Below are 22751 nucleotides of genomic sequence, written 5' to 3' on the forward strand. Positions count from 1 at the left end.
GTCATGCAAATCCCTCTCGACTACGAACATCTCCGTTTGATCTGGTGGTTGCTGCTCGGCGTGCTGCTGATCGGCTTTGCCATCATGGATGGCTTCGATCTCGGTACGGCCGCTGTGCTGCCCTTCGTGGCCCGAACCGATACCGAGCGGCGCGTCGCGATCAATGCGATCGGGCCGGTCTGGGACGGCAACCAGGTTTGGCTCGTCCTCGGCGGCGGTGCGATCTTCGCTGCCTGGCCGATGGTCTACGCGACGGCGTTTTCCGGCTTTTACGTCGCGATGTTCCTGGTGCTGGCAACGCTGATCCTGCGGCCGGTCGGCTTCGAGTTCCGCAACAAGCTGAAAAGCCCAGGCTGGCGCGCGACCTGGGATTACGCACTGTTTGCGGGTGGGGTGGTGCCGAGCCTCGTGTTCGGTGTCGCCATCGGCAATCTTCTGGAGGGCGTGCCGTTCAGGATCGACCAGGATCTCCGGGTCTTCTATGAGGGATCAGGGCTGTTCGAGCTGCTCAATCCATTCGGGCTACTGTGCGGACTGGTGTCGCTGTCCATGCTGGCTTCCCATGGGGCCGCCTATCTCGCGCTCAAGACGAGCGGGGAGGTTGCGGCGCGCGCAGGCCGAATCGCAACGATCCTCCCGATCGTGACTGCCGGCTTGTTCGTGCTGGCCGGAGTGTGGATCGCCTTCGGCATTTCCGGCTTTGCCATCACGGGCGATGCTGCGGTCGCAGGTCCGTCCAATCCGCTGCTCAAGGCCGTCGTGATGCTACCCGGTCAGTGGTTGGCGAACTATGCGGCCCATCCCTGGATGCTGGCAGCGCCGGGGCTCGGCGTCGCCGGCGCGCTCGGCTTGGCGGTGGCAAGCCGGGCGGGCCTGCGGCTGACTGCGTTTCTCGCCAGCGCGATTTCGATCTTCGGCATCGTCAGCACGGCCGGCGTCAGCATGTTCCCATTCCTGATGCCGTCCTCGATCGAGCCGAAGGCGAGTCTCACGGTGTGGGATGCGTCATCCAGCCAGCTCACCCTGTTCGTGATGCTGCTGGCAACCCTGATCTTCATGCCGATCATTCTGGCCTACACGGCCTTCGTCTACCGGGTCCTGCGCGGCCCCGTGACGGCCGCGCAGGTCGAGGCCGATGGGCACAAGCTCTACTGATGGAGGATGTCACGATGTGGTACTTCACCTGGATTCTCGGTGTCAGTCTCGCGGTCGGTTTCGGCGTGCTGAACGCGCTATGGCATGAGATGCATCTGCCTGACGCACCGCTATCGGAGTGAGCCCTCGTCAGGGCGGAGCCACGGGTTCCGGGGCGTCCCCCCCCCCCGGAATCCTGCTTTCGGGGCGCATGAACGAGGCGAATCGCGCAGCTGATTGCAGTCTCGTCACAAGTGAGACATGCGCAATCAATTGGGCGGGCTGCGGCGCGCCCTTCTTGTTTTCAGGTGCAGGTTCGCCGACAAGATCACTTCTCTCAATCGCGTCGGAGCTGTCACTCGCGGGGGGGCACATGCTGCACGTTGTCGGCCCTTGCCCATCCATTCAGGGAATCTCATGCCTCGCATCACGATCATCGAAACCGGGCTGGTCCCAGCGCAATATCGCGCGCGCCACGGCTCTTATCCGGCCATGTTCGAACGGATGTTCCGCGCCGAGGATATCTCGATCGAATGCGAGGTTGTCAGTCTCGCGAATGGGGAGCGATTGCCTGAACCCGGCTCGTTGCAGGCGATCCTTATCACCGGCTCTGCCGCAGGCGTCTACGATGGGCTCGACTGGATCGCGCCGCTCGAGGATTTCGTGCGGGCGGCCGACGCGAAGGGCACGCCGATGGTCGGCGTCTGCTTCGGACACCAGCTGATCGCGCAGGCGATGGGTGGCCTCGTCCGCAAATCGGACAAAGGTTGGGGTCTCGGTCGGCACGTCTATCAGGTCTCTCCGGAGAACGGGATCGTCGCGGACCCCCAGCTCGCCATCGCTTGCTCGCATCAGGACCAGGTGATCGCGGCGCCATCCAGCGCCCGCACCATCCTGTCATCGCCGTTCACGCCCCATGCCGGTCTGCTGTACGAGAGCGGCACGACTCTGTCCGTCCAGCCGCATCCGGAGTTCGATGCGGATTATGCTCATGCGCTGTGTGAACTGCGTGCGGGTGTCGCGCCCGATGACGTCGTCGCGACGGCAAAGGCGTCTCTGAGGGAGCCGTTGGACAGCGCCAAGCTGGGTCGAGCGATCACCCGCTTCCTGATGCGGTGAACGCGTCGGCGCGACCGTGCTCATGGCGGTAGCTCCGGGCTATGGGACGCCGCTCGCTTTTCTGTTAGAGTCGCCGCTTCGTCGAACTGCACAACAAGACTGCCCTGGGAGAGAAAATGAATCAGGACGCCGTATACGCGGCCGAGAAGGCCATTCGCATCGATCTCGCCGCCTGCTATCGGCTGGTTGCCCTCTACGGTTGGGACGACCTGATCTTCACGCATATTTCAGCGCGCCTGTCGGGACCGGATCATCAATTCCTGATCAACCCCTATGGAATGATGTTCGAGGAAATCACCGCCTCGAGCCTCGTGAAGATCGGGCTCGACGGCAAGCCCGTCGGGCATTCCGAGTTTCCGGTCAATCCCGCGGGCTTCACGATCCATTCGGCGGTCCACGAAGTTCGCGACGATGCCGGCTGCGTCATGCATCTGCACACGCCGGATGGCACGGCGGTCTCCACCTCGAAGGAGCGCCTGCTGCCGCTGAACCAGACCGCCCAGCTGGTGCTGCCGGAGCTCGCCTATCACGACTACGAGGGGGTTGCGCTCGACCATGACGAACGGCCGCGCCTGCAGCGGGATCTCGGCTCCAAGAACCTGATGCTCCTGCACAATCACGGCACGCTCGCGGTCGGGCGCACGTGCGCCGAAGCGTTCCTGCGGATGTATTTCCTCGAGCGCGCCTGCACCATGCAAGTGCGCACCCGCATGCTCGGCGACATCTCCATGGATCATCCGACCGCGCCGGAGGTGATCGAGAAAAATGCCAAGCTCGCCATGTCCGGCGGCATGTCGCAGCTTGCGGAACGGCTGGTGTGGCCCGCTCTGCTGCGCAAACTCGACCGGATCGACCCGAGCTTCAGGGCATGAGCCGACCTCCTTGCCACTGACGGAGCTGCTCCCCGCGGCCCGCGCCATCACGGCGGCGCGGGCCGCGGGGAGGCTGTCAGAAGTTCACGCTCAGCCTGGCATTGAACGAGCGCCCCGGACCCTTGACGGCGTAGCCGTAGGCCGCCGACGAGCCCATCATCGAGACCACCTTGTAGTCGACCAGGTCGGCGCCGCCGAGCGGCAGGTAGTAGTTCTGGTCGAACAGGTTGTCGATGCCGAGGTCGATCCGCGCATGCTGCCACTGGTAGCCGGTGCGCAGGTTGACCAGGGCGTAGCCTGGCGTCGTCAACTCATTGTGGACCTGGCTGACGACGTCCTTGGAGCCGACGAGCTGCAGCTCGATGCTGCTGGTCCAGCTGCCGAGCCGGTGGTCGAGCGCGAGCTTCGCGTTGATCGGCATCATGTGATAGAGGTCGATGCCGTCGGTGCGCTTGCCGCGGACGTAGCCGATGAGACCGCGGACCTGACCCTGGCCGTAAATGAGGTCATCCCAGACCGTCAGTCGTCCCTCGACATTGACGCCATAGAGCGTCGCGTCATGATTGGCGAACTGCAGATAGACGAAGCCGTTGTTCGCTGTCAGATTAGCCGGATTGTTGGCAAGACAGCTTGCGGTGCCGCAGCGGTCGACGTCGATATAGTCCTGCACGTAGCTCGCATAGGGCGTCACCTTGACGTCCCAGATCTTCTGCGCCGGATCGTGCCAGCCGGCGGTGAAGCTCACCGTGTGCGCCTTTTCCGGCTTGAGGTCGAGATTGCCGACATAGCCGTTGCCGTCGCCGAACCAGCCGATCATCTGCATCGCCATCGCGTCGGTCGACCAAGCGTATCGCTCATAGAGGTTGGGCGAGCGGGTCTTGCGCGCGAAGCCGAGCTCGTACTGGCTGACGTCGTTCGGCTCGTAACGGACCAGCGCGGAGCCGTCGAGATGGATGTCGGTGCGGGCGCGGTCGCTGCCGTTGAAGGCGGCGGCGTCGGCGCCGGAGGTCATCGCGTTGTAGCCCTGCACGTTACCGGTGTTCATCCACACCACGTCGTTGCGCACGCCGATGATCGAGGTCCATTGCCGGTCCCAGTGCCGCTCCCATTCGACGAAGGTGCCGACGCGGTCACGGGTGCCGCCGTTGATGTTGATGAAGGTGTTCGGGCCCATCATCATCGATCCCGCGACCGGACTCCACCAATCATCCAGCCGGTTCAGCGCCAGCTCGTTGCCGACCCGCAACAGGTCGTGGCCGGAGACCGGGATCGTGACCTTGACGGCGTAGCCGGTGTCGAGCCCCTTGGTGTCCATCGGCATGTCCGCCACCTTGTCGGGTGCGATGAAGCCCATGGTGTGTCGGATCTGGTGCACGAAGGCGCTGGCCTCGAGCTTGCCCCAGTCGAACACGCCCTCGTAGCGGCCGTTGGCGAACAGGCCTCGGTTGTAGACCATGTCCATGTACTGGTTCACATAGCCCTGATACGGGATGAACTGGCCGCCGACCTGGAAGGTGAAGAGGTTGCCGAAGGTCTGCTTGGAAACGCTGATGGCGTGGTTCTGCGTCTCGTACAGCGTCGACTTGATGGTCGAACCGTCGCCGGCCTTGTAGTTGCCGGAGCGGACCCAGCCGCCGGTATAGGTGATGCTGGTGTCGCGGTTGGCGACCGTGGCGCTCGCATCGACGCCGTAGGCGTTGCCGTTGCTACGGAAGAAGCTCGACAGCTGTGTGCTGGTGATCCAGCCCGCGGTCTCCGGCGCGAAAGCCGGTGGCGCTGTGGTGACGTCGATGCGGCTGCCGACATAGTCGCCACCGACCGAGACCGGACCGATGCCGAGATAGGCGCGCATCTTCGCGACCATCGCCGGATTGACGAAGGACAGCGGCGGATTCATCTCGTTGGGGCAGGCCGGGCTGATCAGCATCGAGTTGATCGCGACCTGCAGACGGTCGGCGCCGAAGCCGTTGATCGCGGGCAGGCTGGAGACACCGCCGGCGCCCCAGGTGGCGCCGCCGGGAAGATCGGTGACCAGGGACGCGGAATCGCTCGACGACAGCGCGCGCTGGACGCCGGCCTGCGGCGGCAGCGCGGTTGCGCCGATCGGCGGCGCGGTGTGCTCGTCCCGTGTGGCCGTGGTTGCGGCGGGCGCCGTGGTGGGCTGCGCGTTCGCCGCCGAGTGCGGCTTGCGCTTGGCCCGGCGCGGCTGAGGCGCATTGACGGTCACCGTCGGCAACCGGTCGGCGGTTTGCGCGCGGGCAGCCATTGCAAGCGGCGGCACCAGCGCGGTGGTCGTGAGCAGCGCCGGCGCGAACAGCGCGGCGGTGACGAGCAGGAGCGGGCGGCGATGGCCCGTGGATGGATATGACATAAATGGATGTGACATGGACGGACTTTGAAAACCTGTCGCGCAAGGTGCTTGCGCATCGGAACGGGGCCGGGCGCGCGATGGGCCGCGTCCGGCGGATGAAACGGGGTTGCGGCGCGTGCAGACGCATGCGGCACCGGCGGGGTGCCGCTGTCGGCTGCGAGGCGAACGCTGGATGGTGAGATGATGGCGGGAGCGGTCCGTCCGCTCAGGCCCGCTCTGGCACCCTTGCAGGCGGCGCGCGGGCGCGATGCGAGGAGTGGACCTCGGCGAGCTCGATGCGCGGCGCGGCGACGATCTCGAAGACGATCCCGAGTGTGCGGCGGAGCGTGACTGCGGGCGCATCCGGCGGTGGCAGCAGCGCAAAGGCCGGCATGACGCAGAGCGGGCAATGCGCGGCGCCCTTCACCGGCCCCGGTTCGCGGGAGGATGCGCCGTCACCGGCCAGCGCCTGGGTGTGGCAGATCTCGCCGAACGCGTAGTTCAGGTCTGGCGGCAGCCAGGCATTCAGGGTCAGCGCGAGCGTGAGCTGCAGCGCGATCACATAGGCCATCGCGCAGGCGATGATGCCCGCGCCCAAGCGCTGATGTGAATGATGATGACGCACAGCCCTAATCCCCTGGCGGGAATGATTAGCACATCTCGGAGCGGAGACGCGTCGCGTGCGAGGTTCGACCGGCGAAGGTCGCAGCTTGTGGCCGGATCGCCACAGGCGTTCGTCCCCCGCAAAGCTGTATAGCTGTGCAGTCCGGCGTAACGAGACGGAGCTGGATGGTTGAGGATGGTCGTTCGGAGCAGAGCCGCTATCCCGCGCTCAGCCGCACGCCGGCGCGCAGGAATTTCTGCGGGTCGACCGCCTCGCCGTCGATGCGGGTCTCGTAGTGGAGATGCGGGCCGGTGGAGCGGCCGGTCGAGCCGACCTCGCCGATCACTTCGCCGATTCTGACCTGCTGGCCGATATGCACGTTGATCTCGGAGAGATGTCCGTAGCGCGTGGACAGGCCGTTGCCGTGATCGACCTCGACCATGCGGCCATAGCCGCCGGCCCAGCCGGCCGACACCACCTTGCCGTTGGCGGTGACGCGCACGGGATCGCCGGTCTGGGCGCGGAAGTCGAGGCCGGTATGCATCGCGGGCCGTCCGAGGAAGGGATCTGAGCGAACGCCGAAGCCCGAAGTGAACTCGACCTCGCCGACCACGGGCTTGCGATAGGGCACCAGCGACAGCGTGCGGTTGAGGCGCTCGACCTGGGCGCGGGTGATGTTGATGCGGTAGAGCTGGCGCTCGAACGGGCCGGACTCTGCGTTGAGCTTCACGGGAACGAAAGGCCCGCCCATCGGTGGGCCCTTGGGAGCGGCGGCTTCGAGTTGTGCCGTGTCGAGGCCGAGATCGGTGATCACGCCGCGCATCCGTCGCAGCCGCGATTCCATGCTCTCCTCGGCCGTGTTGAGCATCGCGATCTGCCGCGCCTCGACCTGGTCGAGCGAGCGCTGCAGCTTGGTCAGGACATTCTCGACGCCGTTCAGCTTGGCGAATTGGTTCGGCTGCGCGTTGGGCATCAATGGTGTGCGGGATTCGAGCCGTGCCTCGCGGTCGGGCGGCGCCCTGAAGATCACGGTGTCGCTGATCGGCGATGGTTTCGGCGTCGCGTTCGCCGGTGTCGTCTCGGACGCGCTGCTGCGCGCCTGCGGCCGGATCGTGCCGGTGATATCGGGAATGCTGCCGAGCGTCGCGGCGCGGCTCTCCAGCGCGGCCTGGCGCTTCAGGATCTGGTCGAGCTTCTGGTCGAACTGCTCCTGGTCGAGCAGTTGACGGCCGGTCGCACGATCGACCTTGGCGCGCAGGTCGGCGATGCGATCCTCATAGGCGTATTGCATCTCAGCCTGACGGGCGATCAGGCGGGTCAGCACGTCGTCGCGGAAGGCGAAATAGGTCGCGGTGGCTGCCGACCACAGACCGAGCAGCGTGACGGTCCCGACCACGATCCAGAACACCACCGGCCCGATGCGAACCTGCTTGCCAGCATGCAGTAGCGTGTAATCGCTCTTGGACGCGGCAGGGGCGGACGCCGGCTGACTTGTCGGAACGCGCCGCGCTTGCAGGGCGCGACTGCGATCATGGGCATGATGATGAGGATATTCGGCATGATGGCCGGAACGATGCGACATCGGCACTCCCGCGCCGGTCGGATCGTGCAGTCCTACGGCTTTACAGCTGCCGATTTGACCCACCCATGGTTAATATTATCTCAATGGAACCGGGCGGGTCTTAAAGCTCCTTCGCTGCGGCGAGCACCGCGTCGGCATGGCCGTCGACCTTGACGTTGCGCCAGACCTTGGCGATGCGGCCGTCGCGGCCGATCAGCACGGTGCTCCGGATGATGCCGAGGAATTTGCGGCCGTAGAGGGATTTCTCGCCCCAGGCGCCATAGGCCTCGAGCATCTCGTGACGTTCGTCGGAGACGAGCGGAACCGAAAGGGCGTGCTTGTCGCGGAAATTGTCCTGCGCCTTCACGCTGTCGGCGGAGACGCCAAGCACCACTGTTCCGCTGTCGGCGAACGCCTGGGCCAGGCGGGTGAAGTCGATCGCCTCCTTGGTACAGCCGGGCGTATTCGCCTTGGGATAGAAGAACAGCACCAGCTTCTGGCCGGCATAATCGGCGAGCGAGGCGGTTCCGCCGCCATCGCGCGGCAGTTTGAAGCCAGGCGCCTTCATGCCGGGTGCCAGACCCGCTGTGCTCGGCGCGGATTCGCTGGTCGGCTTCGCGGCGGAGGTCTTTTTGACCGTGGCCTTGACGGGCGGCTTGGCGACCTTGTTACCGGCCTTGGCCGGCGTTTTCGAAGATGCGCCGGACTTCGCGGCAGACTTGACGCTTCCGGACTTAGCGCTGCCGGACTTGACCTTGCTGGACTTGGCAACCGCCTTGGCGGCGGATCTGGCAGGCCCAGAGGTTTTTGAAGATTTCTTACGTGATTGCTTTGACATACGCCTTCCTTTCGACGCTTTCCGCGGATCAATCATGGCCGTGTGCGAATCCTTGTCCGGCGCGCTGGCGCGGATTGGCACCCGCTTTCCGAAGCTCGCGAGAATCACTGCCGCGGATTTTAATCGAACTTCGGAGAGTGGACCTGGAACGTGGCCCTCGAAAGTCGTCCTGGGACAGTCGTCCTTGGAAATCGTCCTTAAAACATCGGCCTAGAAACGTCGTCCTTAAGTCGTGGTGCCCACAACCGTCTCGCTAAACCATCTCGTTCCGCTCACCGATCGGAGTTCCCGGGACGACGCAGCCAAGTGAAGCCGAGTGAGGGCTTCCGGGGAACTTCGGATCGATGGCAGGAGTCGCTGGGCAAATCTGACGCCGGCGAGGTATGGTGACAAGGATTTCGGCGCCTTGCCGGCCGCGCTCGTCGAGCGGGCCGTCGGCACCCGGCGAATGAGCAACAGGACCAGTCAAGGATCGGGGGCGATGTCGGCAGAGAACCCCTCGCTACCTGTCAACGGGCGAGGCCGAACCTGCGACCGATCTGGTACGTACCAGGCTGGTTGCGACTCAACTGACACGCGACGCCGAGAGGCAATGGCAAGGAATACGTCTCCCCAACGGCCCCATCTGCAGGCGGAGACCCAGGCCGGGCACTGGAACGATGCCGGCTGGGATCACGCGCATGCGCCGGACGATCATCCGGTCGAGGACCGCGACCACGACGACGTCGTGCGCCACCACCGCGCGCGGCGCCTGCTGGCGGGCTCGAACTCGCGACTGCGTTTGCTGACGAGCGGACCCGCGGCGCTGCGCCGCTGGACCGGCGAAGGCGGCTGGGGGCGGCGGCTCCTGGCCGCGATCACCACGCTGATCGTGTTTTTCTCCGTAAGTTTCGCCGGCCTGTGGTGGCGCTTGGGGATGGGGCCGATCAATCTCGACATCGTCACGCCCTGGCTCGCAACCGCGATCGAGGACAATATCGGTCATGGCAACACCGTCGAAGTCGGCGGCACCCAGATCGAACGCGCAGGGCGGGTCCATATCGCGGTGCGGATCCGTGATGTCGTCGTGCGCGATCAGGATCATGCCGTGGTCGCGAGCGCGCCCAAGGCCGAGGTGCGGCTCTCCGGTGCGGCGCTGCTGATGGGCCAGCTGCGCGCCGAGAGCCTGAAGCTGGTCGACGCCGAGCTGGCGGTCCGCATTGCGCCCGACGGCACCGTTACGGTGTCGACCGGGTCCGCCAACAAGCCGCTGGCGACCGGCGTCGCCTCCAAGCGCGATGCTGGCCTGCCGCCGACCTTCTCGCGCGTGGACAGCGGCGCGGCGAGCGCACCCGGGGCTGCGGCGGCCTCGCAAGGCGGGAACGAACCGGCGGCCGCCACGCCACCGGCAGGCGCTGCGCAGGCCAATGCGCCGAGCGGGATTTTGGCTGGGCTCGACTGGCTGGACAGCTTGAGTCTCAGCGGGCTCGACGGGCAGAACCTCAACGAGATCGGGCTGAAGAACGGCGTGCTGGTCGTGGACGACCAGCAGCGCGGCAACAAATGGACGTTCGAGAACATCAGCCTGAGCCTGCGTCGGCCAGCCGGCGGCGGCGTCGCGCTCAGTGTCGGCGAGGAGGGCGCCAAGCCCTGGTCGCTGCGTGTTACCATCGGTGCGCCGTCGAACGGCGTGCGCACGGTCGATGTCAAAGCCGACCAGGTGTCGAGCAGCAACATCCTGCTGGCGCTGCGGCTGAAGGACCTCACCTACATGGCCGATCTGCCGCTGTCCGGCGAGGTCAAGGGTGAACTCGGCCGCGACGGGCTGCCGACCTATCTGAGCGGCAAGCTGACGGTCGGCGCCGGCACCGTCATCGATACCGATACGCCCGATTATCCGATGCCGATCGATTCGGCGGAGCTGAACCTGGAATGGGATGCTGGCCGCCGGGTGCTGGTCGCGCCGTTCAAGATCGTGTCCGGTGCCAATCGCATCACCTTGCTCGGCCGTCTCGAGCCTCCGGATGGCGCGGTCAACGACTGGCGTCTCGGCCTCTCCGGCGGGACGATCCTGCTCGGCGGCATCGAGAACGAGCCGCCTTTGATCTTCAATCGCATCTCGATCGGCTTCCGCTTCGATACCCAAGGCAAGCGCGTATTGCTGACGCAGGCCGACATCTCCAACGGAGAGATCGGGGTCGCCGGCACCGGCAGCATCGACTATTCGGGCGAGCCGCAGATCAAGCTCGGCTTCGCCGGCACGCCGATGTCGGCGACCGCGATGAAGCGGCTGTGGCCGGCGTTGATCGTCCCGGAGGTTCGGGCCTGGGTCATCGACCGCATCGAGCGCGGCTCGCTGCAACGTATCGACGTCGCCCTCAACTCGCCGGTGAAGAATCTGCCGCGCAAGGGGCCGCCGATTCCCGACGACGGTCTCGAGATCAACATCTTCGCCACCGGCGTGAGCGTGCTTCCCGTCGACGGTCTGCCTCCGGTGCACGACGCCGATCTGAGGGCGCATGTGACCGGCCGCACCGCGACCGTCACTATCGGCCAGGGCGTGGCCGACACACCCGCCGGCCGCAAGATCAATTTCTCCGACGTCGTGTTCGAGGTGCCGGACATGGCGCCGAAGCCGCCGCCGTCGCGGCTGCGCATGCGCGTCGACGGCCAGGTCGCCGCTGCGGCCGAGATTCTCGCGTCCGACCGGCTGAGCGATTTGTCGGCGACGCCGATCGATCCGAACACCAGCAAGGGAACCTTCTCGGCCAACATCAATCTCGCGATGCCGGTGAAGGGCGAGCTGACCAAGACCGACACCAGCTACGTGGTGACGGCCGATCTGACCAACTTCTCCGCCGAGAAGGTGGTGATGGGCCAGAAGCTCGAGGCGAGCACGCTGAAGATCGCCGCCAACAACCAGGCCTATCAGGTCAAGGGCGACGTCAAGATCAACGGCCAGCAGGCCTCGCTCGACTATCGCAAGCCGGCCGACGGCGACGCCGACATCAAGCTGCAGGCGACGCTCGACGATGCCGGCCGCGCGCGGCTCGGCATGGATTTCGGATCGGCGCTCAGCGGCAACATCCCGCTCAAGCTCAATGGCAAGATTGCTTCCTCCAGCGATCACGACAGCAAGATCGCTGTCGAGGCCGATCTGACCCAGGTCAAGCTCGACAACGTTCTGCCCGGATGGGTGAAGCTGCCGGGCAGGGCCGGCCGTGCCACCTTCAACGTGGTGAGCAAGCCGCAATCGACGCGGTTCGAGGACATCGTCATCGACAGCAGTGGCGCCTCGATCAAGGGCTCGATCGAGGTCGACCAGAACAGCGATGTGACCAACGCCAATTTCCCGACCTATGCCCCTTCGGACGGCGACAAGGCGCAGCTCAAGGCCGAGCGAGGCCAGGACGGCGTGCTCAAGGTGACGATGCGTGGCGACGTGTTCGACGGCCGCGGCTTCATCAAATCGACCATGTCCGGCAAGGACACCGACAAGACCAAGTCCAAGGGCATCGACATCGACGCCGACGTGAAGCTCGGCGCGGTCGCCGGCTTCAACGGTGAGGCGCTGCGCAGCGTCGACGTCAAGCTGTCGCGGCGCGGCGGAGCTTTCAAGAGCTTTACGCTTGCCGGCAAGATCGGGCGCGATACGCCGGTCGCTGCGGATCTGCGCGTCGGCCGCGACGCTCCGGTTTCAAGTCAGCGTGCCGGCCGCGCGCAAGGCCGCGAGGTGATCTATCTGCAGACCAACGACGCTGGCGCGTTCCTGAACTTTACCGACACCTATACCAAAGTGATCGGTGGACAGCTGGAGCTCGCGATGGAGCCGCCGACCGCTGACACCAGCCCGAAGGAAGGGCTGATCAACATGCGCGACTTCACCGTCAAGGGCGAACAGGCGCTCGACCGCGCAGTCGCCGGCGGCGGCATCGGCAGCGGGCAGGGCATCGGCTTCAGTGCAGCGCGTGCCGAGTTCACGCGGCAACCGGGCCTGTTGCTGGTCAAGGACGGCATCGTGCAGGGGCCAACGATCGGCCTCACGATCGAGGGCAATATCGACTACAACGCCAACCAGGTGCGGATGAACGGCACCATCATCCCGGCCTATGGGCTGAACAACATCGCCGGCCAGATTCCGTTGTTCGGGTTGTTCCTGGGCAACGGCAACCGGGAAGGTATGTTCGGCGTGACCTATGAGGTGGTCGGTACGCCCGGCAAGCCGGTGGTGCGCGTCAACCCGATCTCGGCGATCGCCCCCGGCGTGTTCCGCAACATCTTCCGGTTCGATACCGGCAAGCAGCCCTACGCGCCGCCAGAGATCCCGCCGAACAATTGATCGCGCTGCTACGCGGCACGCACGCCGGCGAGGAAGGTGTTCACCTCGGCTGCGAGTTGCTCGGCCTGTTTGGACAGATTGGTGGCCGCGCTCAGCACGTGACCGGCGGCACCGCCGGTCTCGTTGGCCGCGGTCGAAACGCCGCCGATATTGGCGGTGACCTCGCGCGTCGCCTGCGCCGCCTGCGTCACGTTGCGGGCGATCTCGGCAGTGGCCGCGCCCTGTTCCTCGATCGCCGAGCCGATGGTGGCGGCGATCGCCGAGACCTCCTCGATGGTCGAGGTGATGCCGTCGATCGCACCGACCGCGGTGTGCATTTGCGTGATGCGATCCTCCAGCATGCGGGTGCGGCTGAGCCAGACCGAGACGGCAACGATCGCGAGTACGGTCAAGGCAGCGAGGATCACCATGCTCGCGAGCTTGGTGCGGATCTTCATGCGGCTGAGCAGAGCCATGGCTTCCTCGTCAAGATTATTTTGACGAACGAACGACCATCAATCCTCTTACTAATCGTGAATGTGGCCCACTTCTTGCGTGTCCATTAGACGGACGCTGGGCCGTACTGCGGATGCGGCGCGCAATTCCTTGTGCGGCTCACACGTGAGTCGTCCGAACTAATTGCGCAAGGCCGGAACGACGAGAAACGGGATCATGCCTATGACGACGCTGACCAATGCGAGCACGAGCAGCGTATTGTAGCTGTGGGTGACATCGTGGATGACGCCGCCGGCCCAGGAGCCGAGTGCTGCACCGAGACTCGAACCGATGGTGATGGTGCCGTAGATCGTACCGAGCCGCTTGCCGCGAAAGATCTTCATTGCAGTTGCTGACAACAGCGGACCGCGTGAGCCGATCATGCTGCCGAAGCAGATGACGAAACCGGTCAGCAGCCAGATGTTCGGCGCCCATTGCAGTGCCCACAGCATCAGGATGCCGGAGATGGACAACGCGTAGGAGAACAGAACCGACGGCCTGCGCCCGATCACGCCGTCGAGCCAGGAGACGCCGAGCATGCCGAACAAGAGCGCCACGCCGGAGAAACCCCAGGCGGTCGCGGCGTGCAGCGGCGGAAAGCCGGCGTCGATCAGATAGGCTACGACCTGCGGCGCGATCGAAAACATTCCGATCGCCGTGAAGAAGAAGGTCGCGAACAGCGCCCAGAATGCGTGATGACGCAGCGCCCGCAGCAAGGTCCAGCCGTCATCGCCCAGTTCGATGCTCATCGGACGCGTGATATGCGAGGCGCCCCTGGCGAACACTCGCCACGGCAGCAGCAACAGCGGCACGAGCAGGGCGAGCGCGACGGCGCCAAACAGGTGATAGGCGCTGCGCCAGCCGATGTGGTCGATCAGGAGCTGCGACGCAGGCAGCAGGATCAGCACGCCGGCGCCGGTGGCTGAATAGATCACCGACATGGCTGTCGGCAGTTTCGGTCCGAACCAGCGCCCGAGCAGGATCGAGTTCGGCACCAGTCCGATCAGCGCGACACCGGCGCCGACGCAGAGGCCGAGCGAGAGCTGGAATTGCCAGAGTTGCCAGGCGGAGGCGGCGATCAGGAAGGCCGTGCCGAGCAGCAGCAGGCCGAGGGCGTAGACGGCGCGAGGGCCGGAATGATCGAACAGTCGGCCGATCAGCGGCGCAGCCAGCCCGCCGGTCAGCGCCGCGAGCGAATAGATCGAGACCACTTCGGCGCGGTCCCAGCCCAGGCTTTCGGAAATGGGCTTCAGGAAGACGGTGAAGCTCTCGGCGAGCCCACGTCCAAGCACCGACAGGGCAAAGCACAGGGCCAGCACGACGAGCCCCACGCGCGCCGGCTGCGCCGGGGCTGGCGATGCGTCCTCCCCAAAAGCTTTTGTTTTCATGGCTGCCAGGGGGCCGCAGATTGGGCGCCCTGGCAAGCCGAGAAAAGCGAATGCGCCTATGCAGGCTTGATCAGGACGTGGCGCTTCTTGCCGAGCGAGAGCTTGATCACGCCCTCGCTGGTCAACTCTTTCGGCGTCAGCACCATCTTCTCGTCCGTCACTGGCGTGTCATTGACGCGCAGGCCGCCGCCCTTGATTTGGCGCCGCGCTTCGCCGTTGGAGGCGACAAGGCCGGCCTTGACGAATGCCGCCAGGACCCCGAGCCCGGCTTCGAATTCGCCTTGCAGAACCTCGACCGTCGGCAGGTTCTCGGCGATCGCGCCTTCCTCGAAGGTGCGGCGTGCCGTCTCCGCCGCGGTCCGCGCGGCCTCTTCGCCGTGCAGCAGAGCGGTGGCGGCGTCCGCGAGCGCCTTCTTGGCCTCGTTGATCTCGGCGCCCTGCAGCGCGGCGAGCTTGTCGATCTCGGCGAGCGGCAAGGTCGTGAACAGCTTGAGGAAGCGCGCGACGTCGGCGTCCTCGGTGTTGCGCCAATATTGCCAGAATTCGTACGGGCTGCATTGATCCGCATTCAGCCAGATCGCGCCCTGCGCGGTCTTACCCATCTTGGCGCCCGAGGCCGTCGTGAGCAGCGGCGTGGTCAGTGCGAACAGCTGCGGCGTGCCCATGCGGCGGCCGAGCTCGACGCCGTTGACGATGTTGCCCCACTGGTCGGAGCCGCCCATCTGCAGTCGGCAGCCGACCCGGCGCGACAGCTCGACGAAGTCATAGGCCTGGCAGACCATGTAGTTGAACTCGATGAAGCTCATCTCCTGCTCGCGCTCAAGCCGCAGCCGCACGGAGTCCATGGTCAGCATGCGGTTGACCGAGAAATGCCGGCCGATGTCGCGCAGCATCTCGATCCAATTCAACTTCGTCAGCCACTCCGCATTGTCGAGCATGGCTGCATCGGTCGCTCCGTCGCCGTAGCGCAGCACCTTGGCGAACACGCCGCGGATGCTGGCCTTGTTGGCCTCGATCTCCGCGACTGTGCGCATCGCACGGGTCTCGTCCTTGCCGGAGGGATCGCCGACCATGGTGGTGCCGCCGCCCATCAGGGTAATCGGCTTGTTCCCGGTCTGCTGCAGCCAGTACAGCATCATCATGGTCAGGAAGTTGCCGATATGCAGCGACGGCGCGGTACAGTCGTAGCCGACGTAAGCGGTGGCTTCGCCCTTGGCCGCGAGCGCGTCGAGGCCCTCGAAATCCGAGCACTGGTGAATGAAGCCGCGGCTCTGCAGCACGTTGAGGAAATCGGACTTGAACGCAGTCATTTATCGACGACTCTGAAGAATGTTGTTTACGCTGATCTGCGCAAATCGCGGCGAGATTTGCGGCGGCGGCGCGTGCCGTGGGCTTATAAGAAGCGGGCGGCTTGCACAAGCCGCGACCTCGATTTGGCCGTACTCGGCGCAAAAGGTGGGCCTTTTCAGGTTTGATGACGATGATTCTGACAACGCTGGGTCTGATGAGCGGTACCTCGCTGGACGGGGTCGACGTGGCCCTGCTCGAGACGGACGGCCGCCGGATCAAGGCGTTCGGCCCAACCGGCTACCGGCCCTATAGTGGGAGCGAGCGCAGCCTGTTGCGGCAGGCGCTGGCCGAGGCCGTGCATCTGGAGCGACGCGAGGCGCGCCCGGGTGTCCTGCGTGCCGCCGAGCATGCCGTGACCCTGGCGCATGCGGAGGCGGTGGCCGCCTTCCTTGCGCAGAACCGCCTGACCGCCCAGGACCTCGACATTGTCGGCTTCCATGGCCAGACCGTGCTGCATCGGCCGGAGCGGCGGCTGACCGTGCAGATCGGCGACGCGCAGGCCCTGGCCAAGGCGATCCATATTCCCGTCATGTCCGACTTCCGCGCGGCCGATGTCGAGGCGGGCGGGCAGGGCGCACCATTCGTGCCGGTCTATCACCGTGCCTTGGTGCAGTCGCTGCAGCGTGAGGGCCCCACGGTCGTCGTCAATATCGGTGGGGTCTCCAACATCACCTATATCGATGGCGACCAGACGCTGATCGCCTGCGATACGGGGCCGGGCAATGCGCTGCTCGACGACTTCATGTTCCGGCGCGTCAGCCAGGCCTTCGACCAGGACGGCCGGATGGCCGCGCAGGGCACGGCCGACGAGGCATGGGTAGCGCGCGCGCTGGCGCTGCCGTTCTTCAGGCTGCCGCCGCCGAAATCGCTCGACCGCAATGACTTCGCGGCGCTCACGCTGGGTGACGTGTCGCCGGCCGATGGCGCCGCCACGCTGACGGCCTTCACCGTCGCGGCGATCGCAGCAGTCGTGCCGCTGCTGCCGAAGGTACCGCAGAGTTGGATCATCTGCGGCGGCGGCGCCCGCAACTTCACCATGATGCGGATGCTGCGCGAACGGCTAGCGCCCGCCACGGTAGAGTCCGCCGACGCGTTCGGCTGGTCGGCGGATGCGATCGAGGCGCAGGCCTTCGGATTTCTCGCCGCGCGCGGCATGAAAGGCCTGCCGCTCAGCTATCCCGCCACGACGGGCGTGCCGATGCCGATGACCGGAGGCGTGATCGCACGGCCGTGATTTTGATGTCGATGCATCCTTCTTGACCATTTCATGCGAATGCATTTAATTTGATGCATCTGCATGAAATGCGAGGATCAAAATGGCCGCCGCGCTGAAGCTGATCAGCCACAAGCTGTGTCCCTATGTGCAACGGGCGGTCATCGCCCTGACCGAGAAGGGCGTCGCCTTCGGGCGGATCGATATCGATCTCGCCGACAAGCCGGACTGGTTCCTGAAAATCTCGCCGCTCGGCAAGGTGCCGGTGCTGACGGTGGCGACCGCGACTGGCGAGGTGGCGCTGTTCGAGAGCAACGTGATCTGCGAGTACATCGAGGAGAAGCAGCCGGGACCGAAGCTGCACCCGGCTGACGCACTCGATCGGGCCCAGCACCGCGCCTGGATGGAATTCGGCTCGGCGATCCTGTCCGATCTCTGGGGATTGGAGACCACGACGGACGCCGCGATTTTCGAGGCCAAGCGGCAGGCCCTGGTTGCGAAATTTGCACGGGTCGAAGCGGCGTTAGATGCGGGACCGTTCTTCGCGGGTGAAAGTTTCAGTCTGGTCGATGCGGTGTTCGCGCCGATCTTCCGCTATTTCGACGTCTTCGATGAGTTCGGCGATCTTCACGTGTTTGCCGATACGCCGAAGCTGCGGGCTTGGCGTGCTGCGCTGGCGCGACGCCCCAGCGTGAAGGCAGCCGTCGGCGCCGATTATCCGACGCTGCTGCGCGCCTTCCTCGTTCGCCACAACGCCTATCTGTTGCAACGGGCGGCGTAACGCAGCGTTGCGTCTCGACGTGTTGGCGATCACCCCCAACTGTCATCCCCGGCTTGACAGAGGCGATCCATTATTCCGAGACGGCGGTGACCAACTGTGATGCGTATTGGATCAACCGCTTTCGCGGGTGATGAGAGCGGAGGATGCGGCGCTCGTGATTATGACCGCCGCTCCGCCCGCGCTCAGCGCACGTTGGCGAGCCGCATGTCGAGATAGGCCGTGATGGTTTCCATCAGCGGCTCGAGCTTGCCGTCGAAGAAGTGATTGGCGCCGGGAATGATCTGCTGATCGATGACGATGCCCTTCTGCGTCTTCAGCTTCTCCACCAGCGTGTTGACGTCCTTCGGCGGCACCACGGCGTCCTTCTCGCCATGGACGATCAGGCCCGACGAGGGGCAGGGCGCCAGGAAGGAGAAGTCATAGAGGTTGGCGGGCGGGGCGATCGAGATGAAGCCCTCGACCTCCGGGCGGCGCATCAGAAGCTGCATGCCGATCCAGGCGCCGAAGGAGAAGCCGGCGACCCAGCAGGCACGCGCCTCGGGGTTGATGGTCTGCGCCCAGTCCAGCGCCGAGGCGGCATCCGACAACTCGCCGGTGCCGTGGTCGAACGCGCCCTGGCTCCGGCCGACGCCGCGGAAATTGAAGCGCAGCACCGAGAAGCCGCGATGAGCGAAGGCGTAGTAGCACTGGTACACGATCTGATGGTTCATCGTGCCATGGAACTGCGGATGCGGATGCAGGATCATCGCAATCGGCGCGTTCTTCTGCTTGGCCGGATGATAACGGCCTTCGAGACGGCCCGCCGGACCGTTAAAGATGACTTCAGGCATCGGTGAACCCTTGAGAACCCTTGGCAAATATCGCGCGACGTCGTGCTAGCTTCGGCCGGCGCGACCGCCGACGAATGTTGCAGGAGAGCGGCGACTGAAGCGCCATCCGGTTGCGGATTGCGGAGGGCGCTGTCGTGAATAGAAGGACGCCTTCTAGCATGCTGGCAGGGGCCAAAAGCAAGAATTTTCAACATCCGGCAATGCATTCAAGGCGTTAGCTCCCCAAATAGGCAGAGCGTGTCGAATGCGACGAGCCGCATGAGCCGGTGAGTTGGAGTCGCAGCGGAAGATGGAATGCGAAATGCCCGAGCGCGTCTATTTCGATTGGAACGCCACCACGCCCCTGCGGCCCGAGGCCCGGGCCGCGATCACGGCGGCGCTCGATCTCGTCGGCAACCCCTCCTCGGTGCATGCCGAGGGACGCCAGGCGCGCCGGCTGGTGGAGGAGGCGCGCGAGTCGATCGCGCGGGCCGTGGGGGGCTTGCCGCGGAACGTGGTCTTCACCTCCGGAGGCACCGAGGCCAATGTGCTGGCGCTCAGTCCCGGCTTGCGGGCGCCGGCTGGACCGGTTCAGCGGCTCCTGGTGTCGGCCATCGAGCACGCCTCGGTCCTGGCTGGCGGCCAGTTCGACCCGGGAGCGATCCGCACCATCCCGGTGGTCCCGTCCGGTGTCGTCGATCTGGAGCGGCTGCGCGCCATGCTGGCCGATGGGCCGCCGGCTCTGGTCTCGGTGATGGCCGCCAACAACGAGACCGGCGCGCTTCAACCGATTTTGCAGGTTGCGGAGCTCGTTCGTGAGGCGGGCGGGCTGCTGCACGTCGATGCGATCCAGGCATTTGGCAAAGTTCCTTTTCGTATCAACGATGTGGGGGCGGACCTTGCGACGGTTTCTGCGCACAAGATCGGCGGGCCGAAGGGCGTCGGTGCCCTCGTGCTGGGGGCCGGGATCGATGGGCCGCCGGCGCTGTTGCGCGGCGGCGGCCAGGAGCGCGGGCGCCGGGCCGGAACCGAAAATGTAAGTGGAATCTTAGGGTTTGGGGCGGCGGCGAAAGCGGCGATGGCGGCGCTCGAAACGGATCAGGCGCGCATTGGCGCCTTGCGCGATCGCCTCGAAAGCGGCTTGCGGCAGACGCCTGGCGTGACGGTATTTTCGTCCGATACAGCGCGGCTGCCGAACACCACGCTGTTCACGGCCCCTGGTCTGAAGGCGGAGACGGCGGTGATTGGCTTCGACCTCGCCGGCGTCGCGGTGTCTTCCGGCTCGGCCTGCTCCTCCGGCAAGGTCCAGCCATCCCACGTCCTGGAAGCCATGGGCATCAGTTCCACTTTGGCACAGGGAGCGGTGCGCCTCAGTCTGGGCTGGTCCACGCGAACCGATGACGTGGATCGGTGCCTGGAGGCTTGGCGAAGGCTTGCCGGGACCTTACTTAAACTGAGTAGCGAAACCCAGCTTGAACGATTCTAGGCAGGTGATTTCGCCCGCGAAACGTCGTAAGACGGTTCCGTAAGATGTCCACCGCGGTCCTTGAAACCGCGAGCGGAGGAATGAATGGCAGCCGTGCAAGAGACGGTCGACCGCGTCAGGCGGATCGACGTCGACCAGTATCGTTATGGGTTTGAGACCCTGATCGAGTCCGAGAAGGCCCCCAAGGGGCTTTCGGAAGACACCATCCGCTTCATTTCGGGAAAGAAGAACGAGCCGGCCTGGATGCTCGAATGGCGGCTGGAGGCGTATCGCCGCTGGCTGACCATGACCGAGCCGACCTGGGCGCGCGTCGACTACCCGAAGATCGATTACCAGGATCTCTATTATTATTCGGCGCCGAAGCCGAAGAAGCAGCTCTCCTCGATCGACGAGATCGATCCGGAGATCCTGAAGACCTATGAGAAGCTCGGCATTCCCCTGCGCGAGGTCGCGATCCTCGAGGGGGTCGAGCCCGTGCCCGGCGCCGGCAGCCCGGAGAGTCGCAAGATCGCGGTCGATGCCGTGTTCGACTCGGTCTCGGTCGCGACGACATTTAAGGAGGAGCTGAAGAAGGCCGGCGTGATCTTCATGCCGATCTCCGAGGCGATCCGCGAGCATCCGGAACTCGTGCAGAAATATCTCGGCAGCGTGGTGCCGACCTCCGACAACTTCTTTGCGACGTTGAACTCGGCCGTGTTCTCCGACGGCTCGTTCGTCTACGTGCCGCCGGGCGTGCGCTGCCCGATGGAGCTGTCGACCTATTTCCGCATCAACGAGCGCAACACCGGCCAGTTCGAGCGCACGCTGATCATCGCCGACAAGGGCTCCTACGTCTCCTATCTCGAAGGTTGCACCGCGCCGCAGCGCGACGAGAATCAGCTGCATGCAGCCGTGGTTGAGCTGGTCACGCTCGATGACGCCGAGATCAAATACTCGACCGTGCAGAACTGGTATCCGGGCAATTCGGAAGGCAAGGGCGGCATCTACAACTTCGTCACCAAGCGTGGCGATTGCCGCGGCGCCAACTCCAAGATCTCCTGGACCCAGGTCGAGACGGGATCGGCGATCACCTGGAAATATCCGAGCTGCATTTTGCGCGGCGATAATTCGCGTGGTGAATTCTACTCGATCGCGATCTCCAATGGCTATCAGCAGGTCGATAGCGGCACCAAGATGATCCATCTTGGCAAGAACACGACGAGCCGGATCATCTCCAAGGGCATCGCGGCCGGCAAATCGCAGAACACCTATCGCGGCCTCGTCACCGCGCATCGCAAGGCGAGCGGCGCGCGCAACTTTACCGCCTGCGACTCGCTCTTGATCGGCGACAAATGCGGCGCGCACACCGTGCCCTACATCGAAGCCAAGAACTCCTCTGCCGTGTTCGAGCACGAGGCGACGACCTCGAAGATCTCCGAGGACGTGCTGTTCTACTGCGTCCAGCGCGGCTTGAGCCAGGAGGAGGCGGTCGGGCTGGTCGTCAACGGCTTCGTCAAGGATGTGCTGCAGCAGCTCCCGATGGAGTTCGCGGTCGAGGCGCAGAAGCTGATCTCGATCTCGCTCGAAGGCTCGGTCGGATAGACCTTGTTGCAGGACGGCGCGGCCGTCCCGCACATACTTTCACATAGATCTCGCGACCTTCGTCCTTTGAGACCGCCTCCGGCGCATGCAGGACGAGGAACAGACGGAAGACAACGATGCCATTGCTCGAAATCAAGAACCTGCAAGTCCGCGTCGAGGAGCGTGAAATCCTCCATGGACTGTCGCTGACCGTGAACGAAGGCGAGATCCACGCCATCATGGGGCCGAACGGCTCCGGCAAATCGACGCTCAGCCATGTGATCGCAGGTAAGCCCGGTTATGAGGTTACCGGCGGCGAGATCCTGTTCAAGGGCGAGGATCTGCTTGCGATGGAGCCGGACGAGCGCGCCGCCAAGGGCGTTTTCCTGGCCTTCCAATACCCGGTCGAAATCCCCGGCGTTGCCACCATGACCTTCCTGCGCACGGCGCTGAACGCGCAGCGCAAGGCGCGCGGCGAGGAGGAGTTCTCGACCCCGGATTTCCTGAAGAAGGTGCGCGAGACCGCGAAGTCGCTCGGCATTCCGCAGGACATGCTCAAGCGCGGCGTCAATGTCGGCTTCTCCGGCGGCGAGAAGAAGCGCAACGAGGTGCTGCAGATGGCGCTGTTCCAGCCCTCGCTCTGCATTCTCGACGAGATGGATTCCGGCCTCGACATCGACGCGCTGCGCATCGCCGCCGACGGCGTCAATGCGCTGCGCTCGCCCGAGCGCGCGATGATCGTGATCACGCATTATCAGCGGCTGCTCAACTACATCGTGCCTGACGTCGTGCATGTGATGTCGAAGGGCCGTGTGGTGAAGAGCGGTGGCAAGGAGCTGGCGCTTGAGCTCGAGGCCTCCGGCTACGCCCAGTTCGAGGACGCGGCGTAAACCG

The 22751-nt window shown here is 64.9% G+C and carries 17 protein-coding genes and 1 pseudogene; 10 read left to right on the forward strand and 8 right to left on the reverse strand.

From position 1 onward, the window contains the following. Positions 1-3: 3 nt before the first annotated feature. From cydB to QX071_RS16730, 4 genes are all read left to right on the forward strand, one after another. Entirely contained in the window at positions 4-1155 is a 1152-nt protein-coding gene (gene cydB / locus QX071_RS16715; RefSeq protein ID WP_315703741.1) for a cytochrome d ubiquinol oxidase subunit II, read from the forward strand. Beyond that, positions 1155-1277, forward strand: coding sequence for a cytochrome bd-I oxidase subunit CydX (cydX, locus tag QX071_RS16720; RefSeq protein ID WP_409977487.1), 123 nt, complete (start codon positions 1155-1157; stop codon positions 1275-1277). The genes cydB and cydX overlap by 1 nt, the downstream gene beginning before the upstream one ends. A 274-nt stretch (positions 1278-1551) precedes the next feature. Continuing rightward, complete coding sequence (locus QX071_RS16725; RefSeq protein ID WP_315703742.1) at positions 1552-2253, forward strand: glutamine amidotransferase-related protein; 702 nt, start codon at positions 1552-1554, stop codon at positions 2251-2253. A gap of 116 nt (positions 2254-2369) precedes the next feature. After that, positions 2370-3125, forward strand: coding sequence for a class II aldolase/adducin family protein (locus QX071_RS16730; RefSeq protein WP_315703743.1), 756 nt, complete (start codon positions 2370-2372; stop codon positions 3123-3125). A gap of 76 nt (positions 3126-3201) precedes the next feature. On the opposite strand, the gene QX071_RS16735 is transcribed toward QX071_RS16730, so the two are convergent. The 4 genes from QX071_RS16735 to QX071_RS16750 all read right to left on the reverse strand — a co-directional run bounded on the left by QX071_RS16735 (position 3202) and on the right by QX071_RS16750 (position 8478). Continuing rightward, entirely contained in the window at positions 3202-5496 is a 2295-nt protein-coding gene (locus QX071_RS16735; RefSeq protein ID WP_315703744.1) for a TonB-dependent receptor, read from the reverse strand. Between the two features lie 205 nt (positions 5497-5701). After that, positions 5702-6100, reverse strand: a complete 399-nt coding sequence (locus tag QX071_RS16740) for a hypothetical protein (protein WP_315703745.1) — start codon at positions 6098-6100, stop codon at positions 5702-5704. A gap of 196 nt (positions 6101-6296) precedes the next feature. After that, positions 6297-7661 (reverse strand): M23 family metallopeptidase, encoded by a 1365-nt coding sequence (locus QX071_RS16745; protein ID WP_315703746.1) that lies wholly within the window; start codon positions 7659-7661, stop codon positions 6297-6299. Between the two features lie 100 nt (positions 7662-7761). Then, entirely contained in the window at positions 7762-8478 is a 717-nt protein-coding gene (locus QX071_RS16750) for a redoxin domain-containing protein (RefSeq protein ID WP_315703747.1), read from the reverse strand. Between the two features lie 592 nt (positions 8479-9070). Here QX071_RS16750 and QX071_RS16755 point away from each other — a divergent pair. Then, positions 9071-12796: a DUF3971 domain-containing protein gene (locus QX071_RS16755; protein ID WP_315703748.1), complete on the forward strand. Its 3726-nt coding sequence runs from the start codon at positions 9071-9073 to the stop codon at positions 12794-12796. 8 nt (positions 12797-12804) lie between these two features. Here the strand turns inward: QX071_RS16755 and QX071_RS16760 are convergent. From QX071_RS16760 to tyrS, 3 genes and pseudogenes are all read right to left on the reverse strand, one after another. Continuing rightward, positions 12805-13104: pseudogene (locus tag QX071_RS16760) on the reverse strand (chemotaxis protein); the annotation flags it as partial. Positions 13105-13410: 306 nt separating this feature from the next. Further along, on the reverse strand, positions 13411-14658 hold the full coding sequence (locus QX071_RS16765) for an MFS transporter (RefSeq protein WP_315703749.1): 1248 nt from the start codon (positions 14656-14658) through the stop codon (positions 13411-13413). Between the two features lie 56 nt (positions 14659-14714). Beyond that, positions 14715-15968: a tyrosine--tRNA ligase gene (tyrS, locus tag QX071_RS16770; protein WP_315703750.1), complete on the reverse strand. Its 1254-nt coding sequence runs from the start codon at positions 15966-15968 to the stop codon at positions 14715-14717. Between the two features lie 170 nt (positions 15969-16138). Between tyrS and QX071_RS16775 the strand changes: the two genes are divergently transcribed. Both QX071_RS16775 and QX071_RS16780 read left to right on the forward strand, forming a co-directional pair. Further along, entirely contained in the window at positions 16139-17242 is a 1104-nt protein-coding gene (locus QX071_RS16775; protein ID WP_315704275.1) for an anhydro-N-acetylmuramic acid kinase, read from the forward strand. An 82-nt stretch (positions 17243-17324) separates the two neighbouring features. After that, positions 17325-18002 (forward strand): glutathione S-transferase family protein, encoded by a 678-nt coding sequence (locus tag QX071_RS16780; protein ID WP_315703751.1) that lies wholly within the window; start codon positions 17325-17327, stop codon positions 18000-18002. Between the two features lie 182 nt (positions 18003-18184). Here QX071_RS16780 and QX071_RS16785 read toward each other — a convergent pair whose 3' ends face one another. Next, positions 18185-18832 carry an alpha/beta hydrolase gene (locus QX071_RS16785; protein WP_315703752.1) on the reverse strand — a complete coding sequence of 216 codons (648 nt, stop codon included), beginning with the start codon at positions 18830-18832 and terminating at the stop codon, positions 18185-18187. Between the two features lie 301 nt (positions 18833-19133). On the opposite strand from QX071_RS16785, the gene QX071_RS16790 reads away from it, so the two are divergent. The 3 genes from QX071_RS16790 (at position 19134) to sufC (ending at position 22747) form a co-directional block, all read left to right on the forward strand. Beyond that, complete coding sequence (locus QX071_RS16790; RefSeq protein ID WP_315703753.1) at positions 19134-20297, forward strand: cysteine desulfurase family protein; 1164 nt, start codon at positions 19134-19136, stop codon at positions 20295-20297. Between the two features lie 84 nt (positions 20298-20381). After that, positions 20382-21878, forward strand: coding sequence for a Fe-S cluster assembly protein SufB (gene sufB / locus QX071_RS16795; RefSeq protein ID WP_315703754.1), 1497 nt, complete (start codon positions 20382-20384; stop codon positions 21876-21878). Positions 21879-21994: 116 nt separating this feature from the next. Next, positions 21995-22747 (forward strand): Fe-S cluster assembly ATPase SufC, encoded by a 753-nt coding sequence (sufC, locus tag QX071_RS16800; protein ID WP_315703755.1) that lies wholly within the window; start codon positions 21995-21997, stop codon positions 22745-22747. Positions 22748-22751 lie beyond the last annotated feature (4 nt).

This window comes from Bradyrhizobium sp. SZCCHNS1022, assembly GCF_032484835.1.
In the GTDB taxonomy this organism is placed as follows: domain Bacteria; phylum Pseudomonadota; class Alphaproteobacteria; order Rhizobiales; family Xanthobacteraceae; genus Bradyrhizobium.